Source organism: Streptomyces californicus, from assembly GCF_000717645.1.
Classification (GTDB): domain Bacteria; phylum Actinomycetota; class Actinomycetes; order Streptomycetales; family Streptomycetaceae; genus Streptomyces; species Streptomyces californicus.
Genome location: NZ_JNZZ01000003.1, coordinates 113,579 through 130,042, shown reverse-complemented (window position 1 = coordinate 130,042; position 16,464 = coordinate 113,579). Strand labels below are relative to the sequence as shown.

16 protein-coding genes are annotated in these 16,464 nt (G+C 70.1%); 13 read left to right on the top strand and 3 right to left on the bottom strand.

The window, feature by feature from the left end; genetic code table 11:
* Nucleotides 1-161 precede the first annotated feature (161 nt).
* From IF19_RS0105515 to IF19_RS0105460, 12 genes are all read left to right on the top strand, one after another.
* On the top strand, nt 162-1,451 hold the full coding sequence (locus IF19_RS0105515) for a serine hydroxymethyltransferase (protein WP_030120944.1): 1,290 nt from the start codon (nt 162-164) through the stop codon (nt 1,449-1,451).
* A 130-nt stretch (nt 1,452-1,581) separates the two neighbouring features.
* A complete protein-coding gene (locus IF19_RS0105510) occupies nt 1,582-2,970 on the top strand; it encodes an MraY family glycosyltransferase (protein ID WP_030113496.1) in 1,389 nt (462 codons plus the stop codon).
* A gap of 265 nt (nt 2,971-3,235) precedes the next feature.
* On the top strand, nt 3,236-3,676 hold the full coding sequence (locus tag IF19_RS0105505) for a Cg1360 family ATP-synthase-associated protein (protein WP_030113495.1): 441 nt from the start codon (nt 3,236-3,238) through the stop codon (nt 3,674-3,676).
* Between the two features lie 200 nt (nt 3,677-3,876).
* Nucleotides 3,877-4,710 carry a F0F1 ATP synthase subunit A gene (gene atpB / locus IF19_RS0105500; protein ID WP_010060171.1) on the top strand — a complete coding sequence of 278 codons (834 nt, stop codon included), beginning with the start codon at nt 3,877-3,879 and terminating at the stop codon, nt 4,708-4,710.
* 86 nt (nt 4,711-4,796) lie between these two features.
* A complete protein-coding gene (gene atpE, locus IF19_RS0105495) occupies nt 4,797-5,027 on the top strand; it encodes an ATP synthase F0 subunit C (protein ID WP_007447723.1) in 231 nt (76 codons plus the stop codon).
* Nucleotides 5,028-5,068: 41 nt separating this feature from the next.
* Complete coding sequence (locus tag IF19_RS0105490) at nt 5,069-5,605, top strand: F0F1 ATP synthase subunit B (RefSeq protein WP_030113492.1); 537 nt, start codon at nt 5,069-5,071, stop codon at nt 5,603-5,605.
* The gene (locus tag IF19_RS0105485) at nt 5,602-6,417 is read left to right on the top strand and encodes a F0F1 ATP synthase subunit delta (protein WP_030113491.1); all 816 of its coding nucleotides are present in this window, start codon (nt 5,602-5,604) and stop codon (nt 6,415-6,417) included. The genes IF19_RS0105490 and IF19_RS0105485 overlap by 4 nt, the downstream gene beginning before the upstream one ends.
* 135 nt (nt 6,418-6,552) lie before the next feature.
* Nucleotides 6,553-8,124, top strand: coding sequence for a F0F1 ATP synthase subunit alpha (gene atpA / locus IF19_RS0105480; RefSeq protein WP_030120947.1), 1,572 nt, complete (start codon nt 6,553-6,555; stop codon nt 8,122-8,124).
* Nucleotides 8,125-8,127: 3 nt separating this feature from the next.
* Nucleotides 8,128-9,045 (top strand): F0F1 ATP synthase subunit gamma, encoded by a 918-nt coding sequence (locus IF19_RS0105475; RefSeq protein ID WP_030113488.1) that lies wholly within the window; start codon nt 8,128-8,130, stop codon nt 9,043-9,045.
* Nucleotides 9,045-10,487: a F0F1 ATP synthase subunit beta gene (gene atpD / locus IF19_RS0105470; RefSeq protein ID WP_030113487.1), complete on the top strand. Its 1,443-nt coding sequence runs from the start codon at nt 9,045-9,047 to the stop codon at nt 10,485-10,487. The genes IF19_RS0105475 and atpD overlap by 1 nt, the downstream gene beginning before the upstream one ends.
* A 109-nt stretch (nt 10,488-10,596) precedes the next feature.
* On the top strand, nt 10,597-10,971 hold the full coding sequence (locus tag IF19_RS0105465; protein WP_030113486.1) for a F0F1 ATP synthase subunit epsilon: 375 nt from the start codon (nt 10,597-10,599) through the stop codon (nt 10,969-10,971).
* Between the two features lie 133 nt (nt 10,972-11,104).
* On the top strand, nt 11,105-11,551 hold the full coding sequence (locus IF19_RS0105460) for a DUF2550 domain-containing protein (protein ID WP_030113485.1): 447 nt from the start codon (nt 11,105-11,107) through the stop codon (nt 11,549-11,551).
* Nucleotides 11,552-11,747: 196 nt separating this feature from the next.
* Here IF19_RS0105460 and IF19_RS0105455 read toward each other — a convergent pair whose 3' ends face one another.
* The 3 genes from IF19_RS0105455 to IF19_RS0105445 all read right to left on the bottom strand — a co-directional run bounded on the left by IF19_RS0105455 (nt 11,748) and on the right by IF19_RS0105445 (nt 15,685).
* Nucleotides 11,748-13,625, bottom strand: a complete 1,878-nt coding sequence (locus IF19_RS0105455; protein ID WP_030276040.1) for a glycoside hydrolase family 18 chitinase — start codon at nt 13,623-13,625, stop codon at nt 11,748-11,750.
* Between the two features lie 162 nt (nt 13,626-13,787).
* Nucleotides 13,788-14,489: a response regulator gene (locus tag IF19_RS0105450; protein ID WP_030117658.1), complete on the bottom strand. Its 702-nt coding sequence runs from the start codon at nt 14,487-14,489 to the stop codon at nt 13,788-13,790.
* The gene (locus IF19_RS0105445; protein ID WP_030117659.1) at nt 14,486-15,685 is read right to left on the bottom strand and encodes a sensor histidine kinase; all 1,200 of its coding nucleotides are present in this window, start codon (nt 15,683-15,685) and stop codon (nt 14,486-14,488) included. Before IF19_RS0105445 ends, IF19_RS0105450 begins: the two co-directional genes overlap by 4 nt.
* Before the next feature lie 149 nt (nt 15,686-15,834).
* Here IF19_RS0105445 and IF19_RS0105440 point away from each other — a divergent pair, with 149 nt between their 5' ends.
* Nucleotides 15,835-16,407, top strand: a complete 573-nt coding sequence (locus IF19_RS0105440; protein ID WP_030117660.1) for a hypothetical protein — start codon at nt 15,835-15,837, stop codon at nt 16,405-16,407.
* The last annotated feature ends 57 nt before the right edge of the window (nt 16,408-16,464 follow it).

Genomic DNA, 16,464 nt, shown 5'->3' with positions numbered 1-16,464 from the left:
CGCGCCGCGCCCACCGGCGTACGCGCCCGGCCCGCGCGCCCCGGTGCGCCGACCGGCGTACGGGCCCCGCACCAACGGGCACGCCGCCCCGCCCCGGCCTACATTGGAGCTGAGCCGGTACCCCTTCCCGGCGCACCCGCCCCCAGGCCCGGAGCCGCACCATGCCGGTCACCACGCCCGCCGCCCCCCTGGCCGCGCCGTCCGCGCCCGACCGCCCCGACACCCTGCCCCAGGACGCCGGCGCCCTGCTCCGCCAGGACCCGGAGATCGCCGCGGTGCTGCTCGCGGAGCGGGACCGGCAGGCGGGCACGCTCCAACTCGTCGCCGCCGAGAACTTCGCCTCGCCCGCCGTCCTCGCCGCCCTCGGCTCCCCGCTCGCCAACAAGTACGCCGAGGGGTACCCGGGCGCCCGCCACCACGGCGGCTGCGCGTACGCGGACGCCGCCGAGCGCATCGCCGTCACCCGGGCCACCGCCCTCTTCGGCGCCGAACACGCCAACGTCCAGCCGCACTCCGGCTCCTCCGCCGTCCTCGCCGCCTACGCCGCGCTGCTGCGCCCCGGCGACACCGTGCTCGCGATGGACCTGGCCCACGGGGGACACCTCACGCACGGGGCGCCGGGCAACTTCTCCGGCCGCTGGTTCGACTTCACCGGCTACGGGACCGACCCCGAAACGGGGCTCATCGACTACCCCCGGCTCCGCGCCCTGGCCCGCGCCCGCCGCCCCAAGGCCATCGTCTGCGGCTCCATCTCCGCTCCCCGCCACCCGGACTACGCGCTGTTCCGGGAGATCGCCGACGAGGTCGGCGCGTACCTCGTCGTCGACGCCGCGCACCCGATGGGGCTGATCGCCGGGGGAGCGGCGCCGAACCCGGTGCCGTACGCCGACGTCGTCTGCGCCACCACGCACAAGGTGCTGCGCGGACCGCGCGGCGGCATGATCCTGTGCGGCGCGGAGCTGGCCGGGCGGATCGACCGGGCGGTGTTCCCCTTCACCCAGGGCGGCGCGCAGATGCACACGGTGGCGGCGAAGGCCGTCGCGTTCGGGGAGGCCGCGACCCCCGCGTACACCTACTACGCCCACCAGGTCGTCGCGCACGCCCGGGTGCTCGCCGCCGGACTGGAGGCCGAGGGGTTCGAGGTGGTCACCGGCGGCACGGACACCCACCTCGTCGTCGCGGACCCGGCCCCGCTCGGCGTCGACGGCCGCACCGCGCGGGAGCGGCTGGCGGCGGCCGGCCTGGTCCTGGACACCTGCGCCCTGCCGTACGGGGAGGGGAGGGGCATCCGGCTGGGCACGGCGGCCGTCACGACCCGGGGGATGGACGACGGGGACATGGCCCGGATCGCGGCCCTGGCCGGGGCGGCCGTACGGCGGTCGGGCGACCCGCGGGCGATCGCGGCGGAGGTCCGGGAACTGGCCGCCCGCCATCCTCCCTACCCGGCGTAGCGGCCCCGGCGCTCCCCGGAGCGGAGGACTCCGCCGCCTCCGGGGAGTACCGGGGCTGTGCAACCATCACCCGTGACGTGGAGTCCTTTCCAGAGACTAGGGTGAGGGCTTTGGACAGTCGGCGAGTTCTGTGGGGCAGCCTGTGCGTGATTACCTGCTGACGCTCTGCGTCACGGCGGCGGTGACCTATCTGCTGACGGGACCGGTGCGGAAGTTCGCCATCGCGGTCGGGGCGATGCCCGCGATCCGCGCCCGCGACGTCCACCGGGAACCGACTCCCCGGCTCGGCGGCATCGCGATGTTCGGCGGACTGTGCGCGGGGCTGATCGTCGCGGACCACCTCTTCAACCTGCAGAGCGTTTTCCAACTCTCCGACGAACCACGGGCGTTGCTCTCGGGGGCCGCGCTGATCTGGCTGATCGGCGTCCTCGACGACAAGTTCGAGATCGACGCCCTGATCAAGCTCGGCGGCCAGATGATCGCCGCCGCCGTCATGGTCATCCAGGGCCTGACGATCCTGTGGCTGCCGATCCCCGGCGTCGGCACGGTCGCCCTCACCCAGTGGCAGGGCACCCTGCTCACGGTGGCGCTGGTCGTCATCACGATCAACGCGGTCAACTTCGTCGACGGCCTGGACGGGCTCGCGGCGGGCATGGTGTGCATCGCGTCGGCGGCGTTCTTCCTGTACGCCTACCGCCTCTGGATGGGGTACGGCATCGAGGCGGCGGCCCCCGCGACGCTCTTCGCGGCGATCCTGATGGGCATGTGCCTGGGGTTCCTGCCGCACAACATGCATCCGGCGCGGATCTTCATGGGCGACTCGGGGTCGATGCTGATCGGCCTGGTGCTGGCGGCGGGCGCGATCTCGATCACCGGCCAGGTCGACCCGGACAACCTGCAGATCTTCTTCGAGGGCAGCGAGCGCGGGGCGACCCACGCGATGTTCCCGGTCTTCATCCCGCTGGTGCTGCCGCTGACGATCATCGCCATCCCGGCCGCCGACCTGGTGCTGGCCATCGTCCGGCGCACCTGGAACGGCCAGTCGCCGTTCGCCGCCGACCGGGGCCACCTGCACCACCGGCTGCTGGAGATCGGCCACTCGCACAGCCGGGCCGTGCTGATCATGTACTTCTGGTCGGCGCTGATCGCCTTCGGCACCGTCGGCTACTCGGTCCACGCCGCCTCCTCGTGGATCGTGTTCGTCATCGTGGCGGCGAGCGCGGCGGGCCTGGTCCTGCTGCTGATGCCCCGGTTCACCCCGCGCGCCCCGCACTGGGCCAACCGCTTCGTGCCGCCGCGCTACCGCCGGCCGGAGGAGGAGGCCCCCGCTCCCGCGTACGAGGGGGAGACGGCGGCCGCGACCTCCGGGGACCAACAGGGCGCGCGGGACGCTCGGATGGGCGAGGAGAGCGCCGAACGGGCCCCGGTGGCGGTCGGCGTCTCCGGCGTCAACGGCGCTACCGCGATCGGCCCCCGTTCGCGTCTCTCCGATCGCCGTTCCGCCGATTCGTCGCGTTGACGTTTCGGAAGTCCTGGTGCATTACCAGACATTGCGACCGCTTGTCGTGCACACACGCGCGGATTAACTCTCATGTGTGACAGTTGGCACACCTTTGAGGTAAAGACCTCATCAAATAGTTTGTGATACCGTTCACGAGACCCGGTGACGGAGCCGAAGGACCCTGGTAGGACGGTCCATTGGCCCGGAAACCGCCTCGCGGACCGGGCCTACGCTCGTCCATGACGACGCCCCATTCCTCCCCAAGACCAGTGGAGCTGCCGCCATGCAGTCCGACATGCGCGAAGTACTGCGCATCGCCACACCCCCCGCCGCGGTGGGAGCCGTCGCCACGCTTGTCGGCGGGCTCGTCGTCGGCGGCAAGGGGGCGATCGGCGCCGTCGTAGGCTGCGTGGTGGTCATTCTCTTCATGGCCCTCGGACAGCTCGCGCTGCAGTGGGTCGCCAAGTCGATGCCGCACCTCTTCCAGGGCATGGGGCTGCTGGTCTACTCGGTCCAGCTGGTGGTCCTGCTCGGCCTGATCATGGCCATCAGGGACACCACTCTCTTCGACCTCCAGGTCTTCGCCCTCACGTTGGTCGTCTCGGTGATCGCGTGGATCGTCACGCAGACCGTGCTGCACGCCAGGAGCAAGACCCCGTACGTCGATCCGGAGGCGGACGGCCGGAAGACCCCGGGCGGAACCGAGGGGAAGCATGACCAGTAGGGCCGGGATAAAGCCCTGTTCGACATGCTGCTATCGTCCGGTCTCGGTTGCGGTACTGCGGGCGCGGACAACACGGCTGTCGCCTGATACATCGCGAGGCTTCGGGCCCGGCCGCCGCCTCCTCCCCGTAAGAACCAGTCCGGTGCCGACCTGCGGCTGCCAGCCGCTCCGATACAACGAGGTAGCCGTATCCATGCGCCATGCAGAAGGAGCTCCTGGTGACTGCTGACGCCCAGACGCTCGCCTTCGAGGTTGACTGCCACCTGTTCCAGGGCTCGTGCGGATTCCCAGCCCCGAGCGCGTGGTCGTTCATCTTCGACCCGATCTTCTCGATCGGTCCCGTCGAGTTCAACAAGCCGATGCTGCTCGCGATCATCGGGACGTTCGCCATCCTGGCGCTGTTCTGGGCCGGCTTCTCCAAGCCCAAGGTCGTTCCCGGCAAGCTCCAGATGATCGCCGAGACGCTCTACGACTTCGTCCACCGGGGCATCGCCAAGGAGATCATCGGCAAGAAGGGCGAGCCCTTCGTCCCGCTGCTGGTGTCGCTGTTCTTCTTCGTCTGGATGCTGAACCTCTGGGCGATCATCCCGATCGCGCAGTTCCCGGTCAGCTCGCTCATCGCGTACCCGGTCGGACTGGCCCTGCTGGTCTGGGTCGTCTACATGACGGTGACCTTCCGCAGCAACGGCTTCGTCGGCGGCATCCGCAACCTGTGCGTACCCAGCGGCCTGCCCAAGCCGATCTACGTGATCCTGACGCCGATCGAGTTCGTCTCGAACATCTTCGTGCGCCCCTTCACGCTGGCGGTCCGACTCTTCGCGAACATGTTCGCCGGCCACATCCTGATCCTGGTCTTCACGATCGCGACCTGGTACATGCTCGGCACCGTGCTCGGCACCGTCTACGCCACCGCGTCGTTCGCCGTGACCCTGGCCCTGACCGTCTTCGAGATGTTCATCCAGGCGCTCCAGGCCTACGTGTTCACCGTGCTGACCGCCACGTACTTGTCCCAGGCGCTCGAAGAAGCGCACTGAGGACACCCGGGTCACCACCCGGACACCCCTAGACGTCCGGTGGATGCAATCTCCACCGGCCAATCAAGAGAAGGAATCACAGATCCATGTCTGAGACTCTCGCAGCCGTCACGGGCAACATCGGCACCATCGGTTACGGCCTCGCGGCGATCGGCCCCGGCGTCGGCATCGGCATCATCTTCGGTAACGGCGTGCAGGCCATCGCCCGTCAGCCCGAGGCGGCCGGCCTGATCCGCCAGAACATGCTGCTCGGCTTCGCGGTCATCGAGGCCCTGGCCCTGATCGGCTTCGTCGCCCCCTTCATCTACCCGAAGTAGTCCAGGCGACCTGACGATACGTTTTCGACGAAAGGTCCACCATGTTGCACTTGGCAGCAGAGGAGCCGCAGTCACCGCTGTGGCCGGTCTGGCCCGAGATTGTCATCGGCCTGATCTGCTTCAGCATTGTCTTCTTCGTCTTCTACAAGAAGCTCCTCCCGGCCATCAACAAGGCCCTGGACGAGCGTCGCGAGGCGATCGAAGGTGGTATCGAGAAGGCCGAGGCGGCTCAGACCGAGGCGCAGAGCGTTCTTGAGCAGTACAAGGCCCAGCTGGCGGAGGCCCGTCACGAGGCCGCCCGTCTGCGCCAGGAGGCGCAGGAGCAGGGTGCCGTCATCATCCAGGAGATGAAGGCGGAGGGTCAGCGCCAGCGCGAGGAGATCATCGCCGCGGGCCACACCCAGATCGAGGCCGACCGCAAGGCCGCCGCCTCGGCGCTGCGTCAGGACGTGGGCAAGCTCGCCACCGACCTGGCCGGCAAGCTCGTCGGCGAGTCCCTCCAGGACCACGCCCGGCAGAGCGGCACCGTCGACCGGTTCCTCGACGAGCTCGAGGCGAAGGCCGAGGCGGCCCGATGAACGGCGCGAGCCGCGAAGCGCTGGCCGCCGCACGCGAGCGTCTCGACGCGCTGACCGACAACACGTCGGTCGACGCGGCGAAGCTCGCCGAGGAGCTGGCGTCGGTCACCGCACTGCTCGACCGCGAAGTATCCCTGCGCCGGGTTCTCACCGACCCGGCCCAGAGCGGCGAGAGCAAGGCCGAACTGGCCGCGCGGCTGCTCGGCGGACAGGTCGGCGGCGAGACCGTCGACCTGGTCTCCGGACTCGTCCGATCCCGCTGGTCGCGCTCGCGCGACCTGGTGGACTCGGTCGAGGAGCTGGCGAACACCGCCGACCTCACCGCGGCCCAGCGCGGCGGACGCCTCGACGACGTCGAGGACGAGCTGTTCCGGTTCAGCCGGATCGTCGGCTCCGACACGGAGCTGCGCTCCGCGCTGACCAGCCGTACGGCCACGACCACCGCCAAGAGCCAGCTGCTGCGCAGCCTGCTCGGCGGCAAGGCGCAGCCGGTCACCGAGCGGATCATCGTCCGCCTCGTGACCCAGCCGCGTGGACGTAGCCTGGAGGCAGGGCTGGACTCGCTGTCCAAGCTCGCCGCGGAGCGCCGGAACCGCACGGTCGCCGTCGTCACCTCGGCGGTGCCGCTCAGCGACCGGCAGAAGCAGCGCCTCGGCGCCGCTCTGGCGAAGCTGTACGGCCGGGAGATGCACCTGAACCTGGACGTGGACCCCTCGGTCCTCGGCGGGGTCTCGGTGCGCGTCGGTGACGAGATCATCAACGGCACCGTCGCGGAGCGTCTCGACGAGGCGACCCGCCGCATGGCCGGCTGACACAGCGCAGCGCAGAAGAACACGCAAGACCAGCGGCCCGGTTGGGCCGTGCAGAAACTGCAGAAGATTCCTGGGGGTCGGCCCCCAGACCCCCTTAAGAAACTTCGGGCCCAACAAGGAGAGCAGGGAACCCAGATGGCGGAGCTCACGATCCGGCCGGAGGAGATCCGGGACGCACTGGATAACTTTGTCCAGTCGTACCAGCCGGACGCGGCCTCGCGCGAGGAGGTCGGTACGGTCAGCGTTGCCGGCGACGGCATCGCGAAGGTGGAGGGTCTCCCCTCCGCCATGGCGAACGAGCTGCTGAAGTTCGAGGACGGCACCCTCGGTCTCGCCCTCAACCTCGAGGAGCGCGAGATCGGTGCGATCGTCCTCGGCGAGTTCAGCGGCATCGAGGAGGGCCAGCCGGTGCAGCGCACCGGCGAGGTGCTCTCCGTCGGCGTCGGCGAGGGTTACCTCGGCCGCGTCGTCGACCCGCTCGGCAACCCGATCGACGGTCTCGGCGAGATCGAGACCGACAGCCGTCGCGCCCTCGAGCTGCAGGCCCCTGGCGTCATGGTCCGCAAGTCGGTGCACGAGCCGATGCAGACCGGCTACAAGGCCGTCGACGCCATGGTGCCGATCGGCCGCGGCCAGCGTCAGCTGATCATCGGCGACCGCCAGACGGGCAAGACCGCCCTGGCCGTCGACACGATCATCAACCAGCGCGACAACTGGCGCTCGGGCGACGTGAACAAGCAGGTGCGCTGCATCTACGTCGCCGTCGGTCAGAAGGGTTCCACCATCGCCTCCGTGCGTGGTGCGCTCGAAGAGGCCGGTGCGCTGGAGTACACGACCATCGTCGCCGCCCCGGCGTCCGACCCGGCCGGCTTCAAGTACCTGGCGCCGTACACCGGTTCGGCCATCGGCCAGCACTGGATGTACCAGGGCAAGCACGTCCTGATCATCTTCGACGACCTCTCGAAGCAGGCCGACGCCTACCGCGCCGTGTCCCTGCTGCTGCGCCGCCCGCCGGGCCGTGAGGCCTACCCGGGTGACGTCTTCTACCTGCACTCGCGTCTGCTGGAGCGCTGCGCCAAGCTCTCCGACGACATGGGCGCCGGTTCGATGACGGGTCTCCCCATCGTCGAGACCAAGGCGAACGACGTGTCGGCGTTCATCCCGACCAACGTCATCTCCATCACCGACGGCCAGTGCTTCCTGGAGTCCGACCTGTTCAACGCGGGTCAGCGTCCGGCGCTCAACGTCGGTATCTCGGTCTCCCGTGTCGGTGGCTCCGCCCAGCACAAGGCCATGAAGCAGGTCTCCGGCCGGCTTCGCGTGGACCTCGCCCAGTACCGCGAGCTGGAGGCGTTCGCCGCCTTCGGTTCCGACCTGGACGCGGCCTCGAAGGCGTCGCTGGAGCGCGGTAAGCGCATGGTCGAGCTGCTGAAGCAGCCGCAGTACGCCCCGTTCCCGATGGAGGAGCAGGTCGTCTCGGTCTGGGCCGGCACCACGGGCAAGATGGACGACGTCCCGGTCGAGGACATCCGTCGCTTCGAGAGCGAACTGCTGGAGTACCTGCGCCGTGAGCGCAAGGACCTGCTGACCAGCATCGCCGAGGGCGGCAAGATGTCCGACGACACGCTGCAGTCGATCGCCGACGCGATCGCCGCCTTCAAGCAGCAGTTCGAGACCTCGGACGGCAAGCTCCTGGGCGAGGGCTGATCGATGGGCGCTCAGCTTCGCGTTTACAAGCGCCGCATCCAAGCCGTCACCGCGACCAAGAAGATCACCAAGGCGATGGAGATGATCGCCGCCTCGCGCATCGTCAAGGCGCAGCGCAAGGTGGCGGCGTCCCAGCCGTACGCGACCGAGCTCACCCGCGCGGTGACCGCGGTCGCGACCGGATCCGACGCCAACCACCCGCTCACCACCGAGGTCGAGACGCCGACCCGGGCCGCGGTCCTGCTCATCACGAGCGACCGCGGTCTGGCCGGCGGCTACTCCTCCAACGCCATCAAGGCCGCGGAGCGACTGCGGGAGCGCCTTGCCTCCGAGGGCAAGGAGGTCGACACGTACATCGTCGGCCGCAAGGGTGTCGCGTACTACGGCTTCCGCGAGCGCAAGGTCGCCGAGTCCTGGACCGGCTTCACCGACAACCCGGCGTACTCCGATGCCAAGCGCATCGCCGCCCCGTTGATCGAGGCCATCCAGAGCGAGACGGCCGAGGGCGGCGTCGACGAGCTGCACATCGTCTTCACGGAGTTCGTGTCGATGATGACGCAGAACGCGGTCGACGCCCGGATGCTGCCGCTCTCGCTCGACGAGGTGGCCGGGGAGAGCACCCGCAAGGGTGAGATCCTCCCGCTCTTCGAGTTCGAGCCGTCGGCCGAGGACGTCCTCGACGCCCTTCTGCCGCGCTACGTCGAGAGCCGTATCTACAACGCCCTGCTGCAGGCGGCCGCTTCCGAGCACGCCGCCCGCCGCCGTGCGATGAAGTCGGCCACCGACAACGCCGGGGACCTCATCAAGAGCCTGTCCCGGCTTGCCAACGCGGCCCGCCAGGCCGAAATCACCCAGGAAATCAGCGAGATCGTCGGCGGCGCCAGTGCTCTGGCCGACGCGACCGCGGGGAGTGACAAGTAATGACGACGACAGTTGAGACGGCCGCTGCCACGGGCCGCGTCGCCCGGGTCATCGGCCCGGTCGTCGACGTGGAGTTCCCCGTCGACGCGATGCCGGACATCTACAACGCCCTCCACGTCGAGGTCGCCGACCCGGCCGAGGACGGCGCTCGCAAGACGCTGACCCTGGAAGTGGCCCAGCACCTGGGCGACGGCGTGGTCCGCGCGATCTCGATGCAGCCCACCGACGGTCTGGTCCGCCAGGCCCCGGTGACCGACACGGGCACGGGCATCACCGTCCCCGTCGGTGACGTGACCAAGGGCAAGGTCTTCAACACCCTCGGCCAGATCCTGAACGAGCCGGAGGCCGAGGCGCAGATCACCGAGCGCTGGCCGATCCACCGCAAGGCCCCGGCCTTCGACCAGCTCGAGTCGAAGACCGAGATGTTCGAGACCGGCCTGAAGGTCGTCGACCTCCTCACCCCGTACGTCAAGGGTGGAAAGATCGGTCTCTTCGGTGGTGCGGGCGTCGGCAAGACGGTCCTCATCCAGGAAATGATCATGCGTGTGGCGAAGCTGCACGACGGTGTGTCGGTGTTCGCCGGCGTCGGTGAGCGCACCCGTGAGGGCAACGACCTCATCGACGAGATGACCGACTCGGGCGTTCTGGACAAGACCGCGCTCGTTTTCGGCCAGATGGACGAGCCGCCGGGGACGCGTCTGCGCGTGGCCCTGTCCGCCCTGACCATGGCGGAGTACTTCCGCGATGTGCAGAAGCAGGACGTGCTGCTCTTCATCGACAACATCTTCCGCTTCACGCAGGCCGGCTCCGAGGTCTCCACGCTGCTCGGCCGCATGCCGTCCGCGGTGGGCTACCAGCCGACCCTGGCCGACGAGATGGGTGTGCTCCAGGAGCGCATCACCTCGACGCGTGGTCACTCGATCACCTCGATGCAGGCGATCTACGTCCCCGCGGACGACCTGACCGACCCGGCCCCGGCCACCACGTTCGCCCACCTCGACGCGACGACGGTGCTCTCCCGTCCGATCTCGGAGAAGGGCATCTACCCGGCCGTGGACCCGCTGGACTCCACGTCCCGCATCCTGGACCCGCGTTACATCTCCCAGGACCACTACAACGCGGCCAGCCGCGTCAAGGGGATCCTGCAGAAGTACAAGGACCTCCAGGACATCATCGCGATCCTCGGCATCGACGAACTGGGCGAGGAGGACAAGCTCGTCGTCCACCGTGCCCGCCGCGTCGAGCGCTTCCTGTCGCAGAACACCCACGCCGCCAAGCAGTTCACCGGCCTGGACGGTTCGGACGTCCCGCTCGACGAGTCGATCGCCGCGTTCAACGCGATCTGCGACGGGGACTACGACCACTTCCCCGAGCAGGCGTTCTTCATGTGCGGTGGCCTGGACGACCTCAAGGCCAAGGCCAAGGAGCTCGGCGTCTCCTGAGCCTCCGGCTCACCGAGGGGGGTGGGTGTGTCCCGCCCCCCTCACCACGCCCCGTAGAATTGACCCAACACCCGGCCGGTCGGCCGGGTGGTGACCCGAGGAGCCACCCTTGGCTGCTGAGCTGCATGTCGAGCTGGTCGCCGCGGACCGAAGTGTCTGGTCCGGCGAGGCCACCCTGGTCGTCGCGCGCACCACGTCCGGCGACATCGGCGTCATGCCCGGTCACCAGCCGCTTCTGGGTGTGCTGGAATCGGGCCCGGTGACGATCCGCACGAGCGAGGGCGGCACCGTGATCGCCGCTGTGCACGGCGGATTCATCTCGTTCGCGGACGACAAGCTGTCGCTGCTGGCCGAGATCGCCGAGCTGGCCGACGAGATCGATGTCGAGCGTGCCCAGCGGGCGCTCGAGCTCGCGAAGTCGGACGCGGACGCCGCCGCCGAGCGGCGCGCCGAGATCCGTCTGCGCGCGGTGGCGGTGCACTAGCACCCCCACGGAGTGATGTTTTTACTCAGCCGCGGCCCGAGCTGGAGCGATCCAGCCGGGTCGCGGCTGAGGCGATGCAGGTGCAATACGGTTTCGGTGTTCGTTACTCGACGATGCGAGGAGGTCGGTGGAGATGGTCCTCGCGTTGTGGGTGGGCTTGTCCGTCGTGGTCCTGGTCCTGCTGGGGCTGTTCGTCTTCGGCCTGCGCCGGCGGCTGATCCAGCGCTCCGGAGGGACCTTCGACTGCAGTCTGCGCTGGGACGTGTCCGAGGAACCGGACTCCCTCGGCAAAGGCTGGGTGTACGGGGTCGCGCGCTACAGCGGTGACCGCGTCGACTGGTTCCGCGTCTTCTCCTACGCTCCTCGCCCCCGCCGGGGCCTGGAGCGTTCTGCTATCGAGGTGGTCGGCCGACGGCTGCCCGAGGGCGAGGAGGAACTGGCGCTCCTGTCCGACTCCGTCGTGCTCGGCTGCCTCCACCGGGGGACCCGCCTGGAGCTGGCGATGAGCGAGGACGCCCTCACCGGCTTCCTGGCCTGGCTGGAGGCGGCCCCGCCCGGCCAGCGGGTGAACGTGGCCTGAGGGACCGCTCCCGGCGAGGCCCTTCGGAGGGCCCGGGGCCAGGGCGCGGCCGCGGCGGACCAGGTCCGCGCCCTCACGACGCGGCGCGGTCACCGACTTCTCCGTACACACAGCGAAAAGCCGGGGAGACGGGGGGCGGACCCGTCTCCCCGGCGCTTTTCCGGGGTGGTGCGGTACTGCTGCTACGGCGTGGGGATTACTTGAGACCGCTGTCCATCGCGGTCACCAGTTCGCCGTTGGCGGTGTCGCCGGAGAACTCCCAGAAGAACGCGCCACCGAGGCCCTGGTTCTTCGCCCAGGTCATCTTGGTGCCGATGGTCGCCGGGGTGTCGTAGCTCCACCAGTTGCTGCCGCAGTGGGCGTAGGCCGTGCCGGCGATGGTGCCGGTCGTCGGGCAGGAGTTCTTCAGGACCTTGTAGTCCTCGATGCCCGCCTCGTACGTACCCGGGGCCGCGCCGGTCGCCGTGCCGCCGGGGGCGGCCTGGGTGACGCCGGTCCAGCCGCGGCCGTAGAAGCCGATGCCGAGGAGGAGCTTCTTGGCCGGGACGCCCTGGGCCTTGAGCTTGGCGATGGCGTCGGCGGAGGTGAAGCCCTGCTGCGGGATGCCGGCGTACGAGGTCAGCGGCGAGTGGGGGGCCGTCGGGCCCTTGGCGGCCCAGGCGCCGAAGAAGTCGTACGTCATCACGTTGTACCAGTCCATGGACTGGGCGGCGCCCGCGTAGTCGGTGGCGTCGATCTTGCCGCCGTCCGAGCCGTCCGCGGTGATGGCGGCGGTGACCAGGTTCTTCGAGCCGAACTTGGCGCGGGTGGCGTCGGAGAGCTTCTTCAGCGCGCCCGGACCACTGGTGTCGCAGGTGAGACCGCAGGCGTTGGGGTACTCCCAGTCGAGGTCGATGCCGTCGAAGACATCGGCCCAGCGGGGGTCCTCGACCAGGTCGTAGCAGGACTGGGCGAACGCGGCGGGGTTCTGCGCGGCCTGGGGGAAGCCGCCGGACCAGGTCCAGCCGCCGAAGGACCAGAGGACCTTGATGTGCGGGTACTTGGCCTTCAGCTTGCGCAGCTGGTTGAAGTTGCCGCGCAGGGGCTGGTCCCAGGTGTCGGCGACGCCGTCGACGGACTGGTCGGCGGTGTACGCCTTGTCGTAGTCGGCGTAGGAGTCGCCGATGGTGCACTTGCCGTTCTGCACGTTGCCGAAGGCGTAGTTGATGTGCGTGATCTTCGCGGCCGAGCCGGACGTCACCAGGTTCTTCACGTGGTAGTTGCGCCCGTAGACGCCCCAGTTGGTGAAGTAGCCCAGGTTGACCTTGTCGCCGCCGGGCTGCTCGCCGCCGCCACCGCCGGTGGTGCGCACGGAGACGGAGCCGGAGGCCGGGCCGGTCTGGTCGGCGGTGTCCCGGGCCTGCACGGCGTAGGAGTAGTCGGTGCCGGCGGTCAGACCGGTGTTGGTGTACGTGGTGCCGGTGACCGTGGCGACCTTCGCGCCGTCGCGCAGCACGTCGTAGTTCTTGACGCCCTTGTCGTCGGTGGCAGCGCTCCAGCTGAGCTTCACCGAGGTGTTGGTGACGTCGCTGGTGGTCGGGGTGCCGGGGGCGGAGGGCGGGTTGTCACCGGGGACGTTGGGGCCGCCGTCACAGGAGGCGCCGTTCAGCTTGCAGCCCGTGGGGGAGCCGGAGCCGGTGCCGTTGAACCCGAAGCTGATGCTGGCGCCGGGCGCCACGGTCCCGTTCCAGGACAGGTTCTTGGCGGTGTAGTGGTTGCCGCTCTTGGTGAGGTTGGCGTCCCAGGCGGAGCCTGCGGCGGTGCCGGAGGGGAAGTCCCACTCGATGGTCCAGGAGGAGAGCGCGGTGGTGCCGGTGTTCTTCACCGTCCACTGGCCCTCGAACCCGCTGCCCCAGTCGGACTTCTTGGTGTACGTGGCGGTGGCCGTCGCGGCGGCCGCCGCGGGGGAGGCCAGGCCCACCATCGCGGCCAGCGGCACGACCAGCGCGGTCAGGCCGGCGACGACCTTGGACCTGCCGCTGCGGACGGGTATCCATCTGAGTCTGGAACGGCGTCGGGGGGTTTCAGTGCTCAACGGTGCTCCTCGGGTGAGGTCCAGCAAACGGGGGTGATTCGTGGACTGCAAACCCTGCGCCGCCCTGAGTACGGTTGCTCGTACTCACCGCAGTGTGTGACGAGGACAGTAGGAAGGTCTGGACCAATCGTCAAGAGGTCTGGACCAAAGATCGACCTCCCCTCAGATCCCCAACTCCTGCGCCAGAACGGCCGCCTGGACCCGGCTGCGCAGCTCCAGCTTGCCCAGCAGCCTGCTGACGTGGGTCTTCACCGTGGCCTCCGCCATCGAGAGCCGCACCGCGATCTCCGCGTTCGACAGCCCCTCGCCCAGGCAGCCCAGCACCTCGCGCTCGCGCCGGGTGAGCGCCTCCAGTGCCTCCAGCACCGCCGGATCGGGCGCGCTCCGCCCCCGTACGGCCCCCGGCCCCGAACCCGCCCCCGATCCGCTTCCGTCACCGTCCCCGCTTCCGGCGAACTCCGCGATCAGGCGGCGGGTCACCGCCGGGGCGATCAGCCCCTCGCCGCGCGCCACCGTCCGTACCGCCTCCAGCAGGTCGCGCGCGTCGGTGTTCTTCAGCAGGAAACCGGAGGCGCCCGCCCGCAGCGCGCCGAACACGTACGCGTCCAGGTCGAACGTCGTCAGCACGAGGACGTCCGCCAGCCGCTCCGCGACCACCTGCCGGGTCGCCGACACCCCGTCCAGCCGGGGCATCTGCACATCCATCAGGACGAGATCCGGCCGGATCTCCCGAGCCAGGCGCACCGCCGTCTCCCCGTCCCCGGCCTCCCCGACGACCTTGATGTCCGGCGCGCTGGAGAGGATCAGTACGAGCCCCGCGCGCACGGCCGCCTGGTCCTCGGCCACCAGTACCCGGATCGTCATTCCCGCGTCTCCTTCTCCCGTACGGGCAGCTGGGCCCGTACCCGCCAGATCTTCGCGCCGCCGCCGCCCGGTTCGGCCCCCGCCCCGAACGTCCCGCCCAGCAGCGCCGCCCGCTCCCGCATGCCCACCAGGCCCGCCCCCGAGCCGGGCGCCGTGGGCCCGGTCCGGCTGCCGACCGCACTGGTCACTTCGACCGTCAGCAGCTCGCCGGACCGGCCGAGCCGCACCACGACCGGGCCCGGCGCCGCGTGCTTGAGGGCGTTGGTCAGGGACTCCTGGACGATCCGGTACGCGGCCAGTTCGACCGGCGTCGGCAGCGCCCCGGCGTCCGGGGCCCGGCGGTCCTCCAGGACGCAGACGAGCCCGCCGGACGCCCCGTTGGCGTTCGTCTGCTCGATCAGGGCGTCCAGCGCCGCCAGCGTCGGGGCCGCGACCGGGGCGCCGTCCTCACCGCCCTCGCGCAGCAGCCCGATCAGCCGCCGCATCTCCGCCAGCCCCTCGACGCTGTTCTCCCGGATCACCTTCAGCGCGCCGCGCGAGGTCTCCGGGTCGTCGATGGACAGGGCCGCCGTGGAGTGGATCGCCACGGCGGAGAGGTGGCCGGCCACCATGTCGTGCAACTCCCGCGCCATGCGGGCCCGCTCGGCGGCCACCGCCTGCGTCCGGTCCATCTCGGCGAGCCGGGCGGTCTGGGCGGCGGCCAGCCGGGCGGCGTCGGCCGCTGTCCGGTGGCTGCGCACACTGACCCCGGTCAGGGCGGGGATGAACGAGACCAGCCCGATGACCAGGCCGATCAGCAGCGCCTCGGGCTTCTGGAACCAGGCCAGGAAGCCGATGGTGGACGCCACGGTGACCAGGAGCGTGGCCACCGGGAGGCGGCGGGCGGCGGCCGGCGGCCCGTACAGCACGGCCGCGTACATGACGTCCGTGAACATCAGGACGGTGGCGAGGCTGCCCCGGGTGAACTGGTCCGCCACCAGCGCGAGCGTGCCGACGGCCAGCGCCGTGCGCGGGGCCTCGCGGCGCAGCAGCTCGGCCGAGGCCATGACGGTCAGCGGTACGAGGGTGGCCCAGGGCGGGGAGAAGGGGTGGCCGCCCTGGGTGTGGAGGCCCAGCCGCCACAGGAGCAGCCCCCCGAGCAGCCCGGAGACGGCGAGGGCCACCGCGTCGCGGTCGGGGCGGATCGAGGTGAGCACCCCTCCATCCAACACGGGCCGTCGTCCCCGGACCTCCCCACGCGGGCCGAGGTCCGACTACATCGAAGGATGCAGTCCCGTTTCGTCACTGCCGACGACGTATCCGCGCCCGGCGGCAGGGAGGCTGGAGTCAACGGGAGGAGAGAGTCGTGATCGCCCTGTTGGTCGTGGCCTGCGAGGTCGCGTTCTGGGTTCTGCTGGCCGCCGGACTGGCCCTGCGGTACGTCGCGAGGAAGCCGAGGATCGGCGCGGCCGTGCTGCTGTGCGAGCCGGTGCTGGAGGTCGTCCTGCTGGTGGTGACGGCCGTCGACCTGAAGAACGGCGCCGAGCCGGACTGGAAGCACGGTCTGGCCGCCGTCTACATCGGTTTCACGGTCGGCCTCGGCCACCACACCATCAAGAAGGTGGACGCCTGGGTCGCCCACCGCTGGTTCGGCGGCCCGCCGCCGGTGAAGCCGCCCACGTACGGCACGGCCCGCGCGATCCACGAGTGGCGCACCGCCGCCCGCTGGATCCTCGCCTCGGTGATCGCCCTGGGCCTGCTCCAGGCAGCGATCTGGTACGTGGGCCCGGACGGGGCGGTCGGCTCGCTGCGGTCCTGGCAGCAGAAGATGGGCCTGGTGATCGGGATCAACCTGATCATCGCCGGGAGCTACACCCTGTTCCCGAAGAAGGCCCCCGAGGGCGCGGTGACGGAGCGCGAGCCGGCCGACCGCCCGTAGCCGCCCCGGTGGCCCCGGCCCACGACGCTCCGGCGGTGGGCGGCGCGTCGCGTGTCC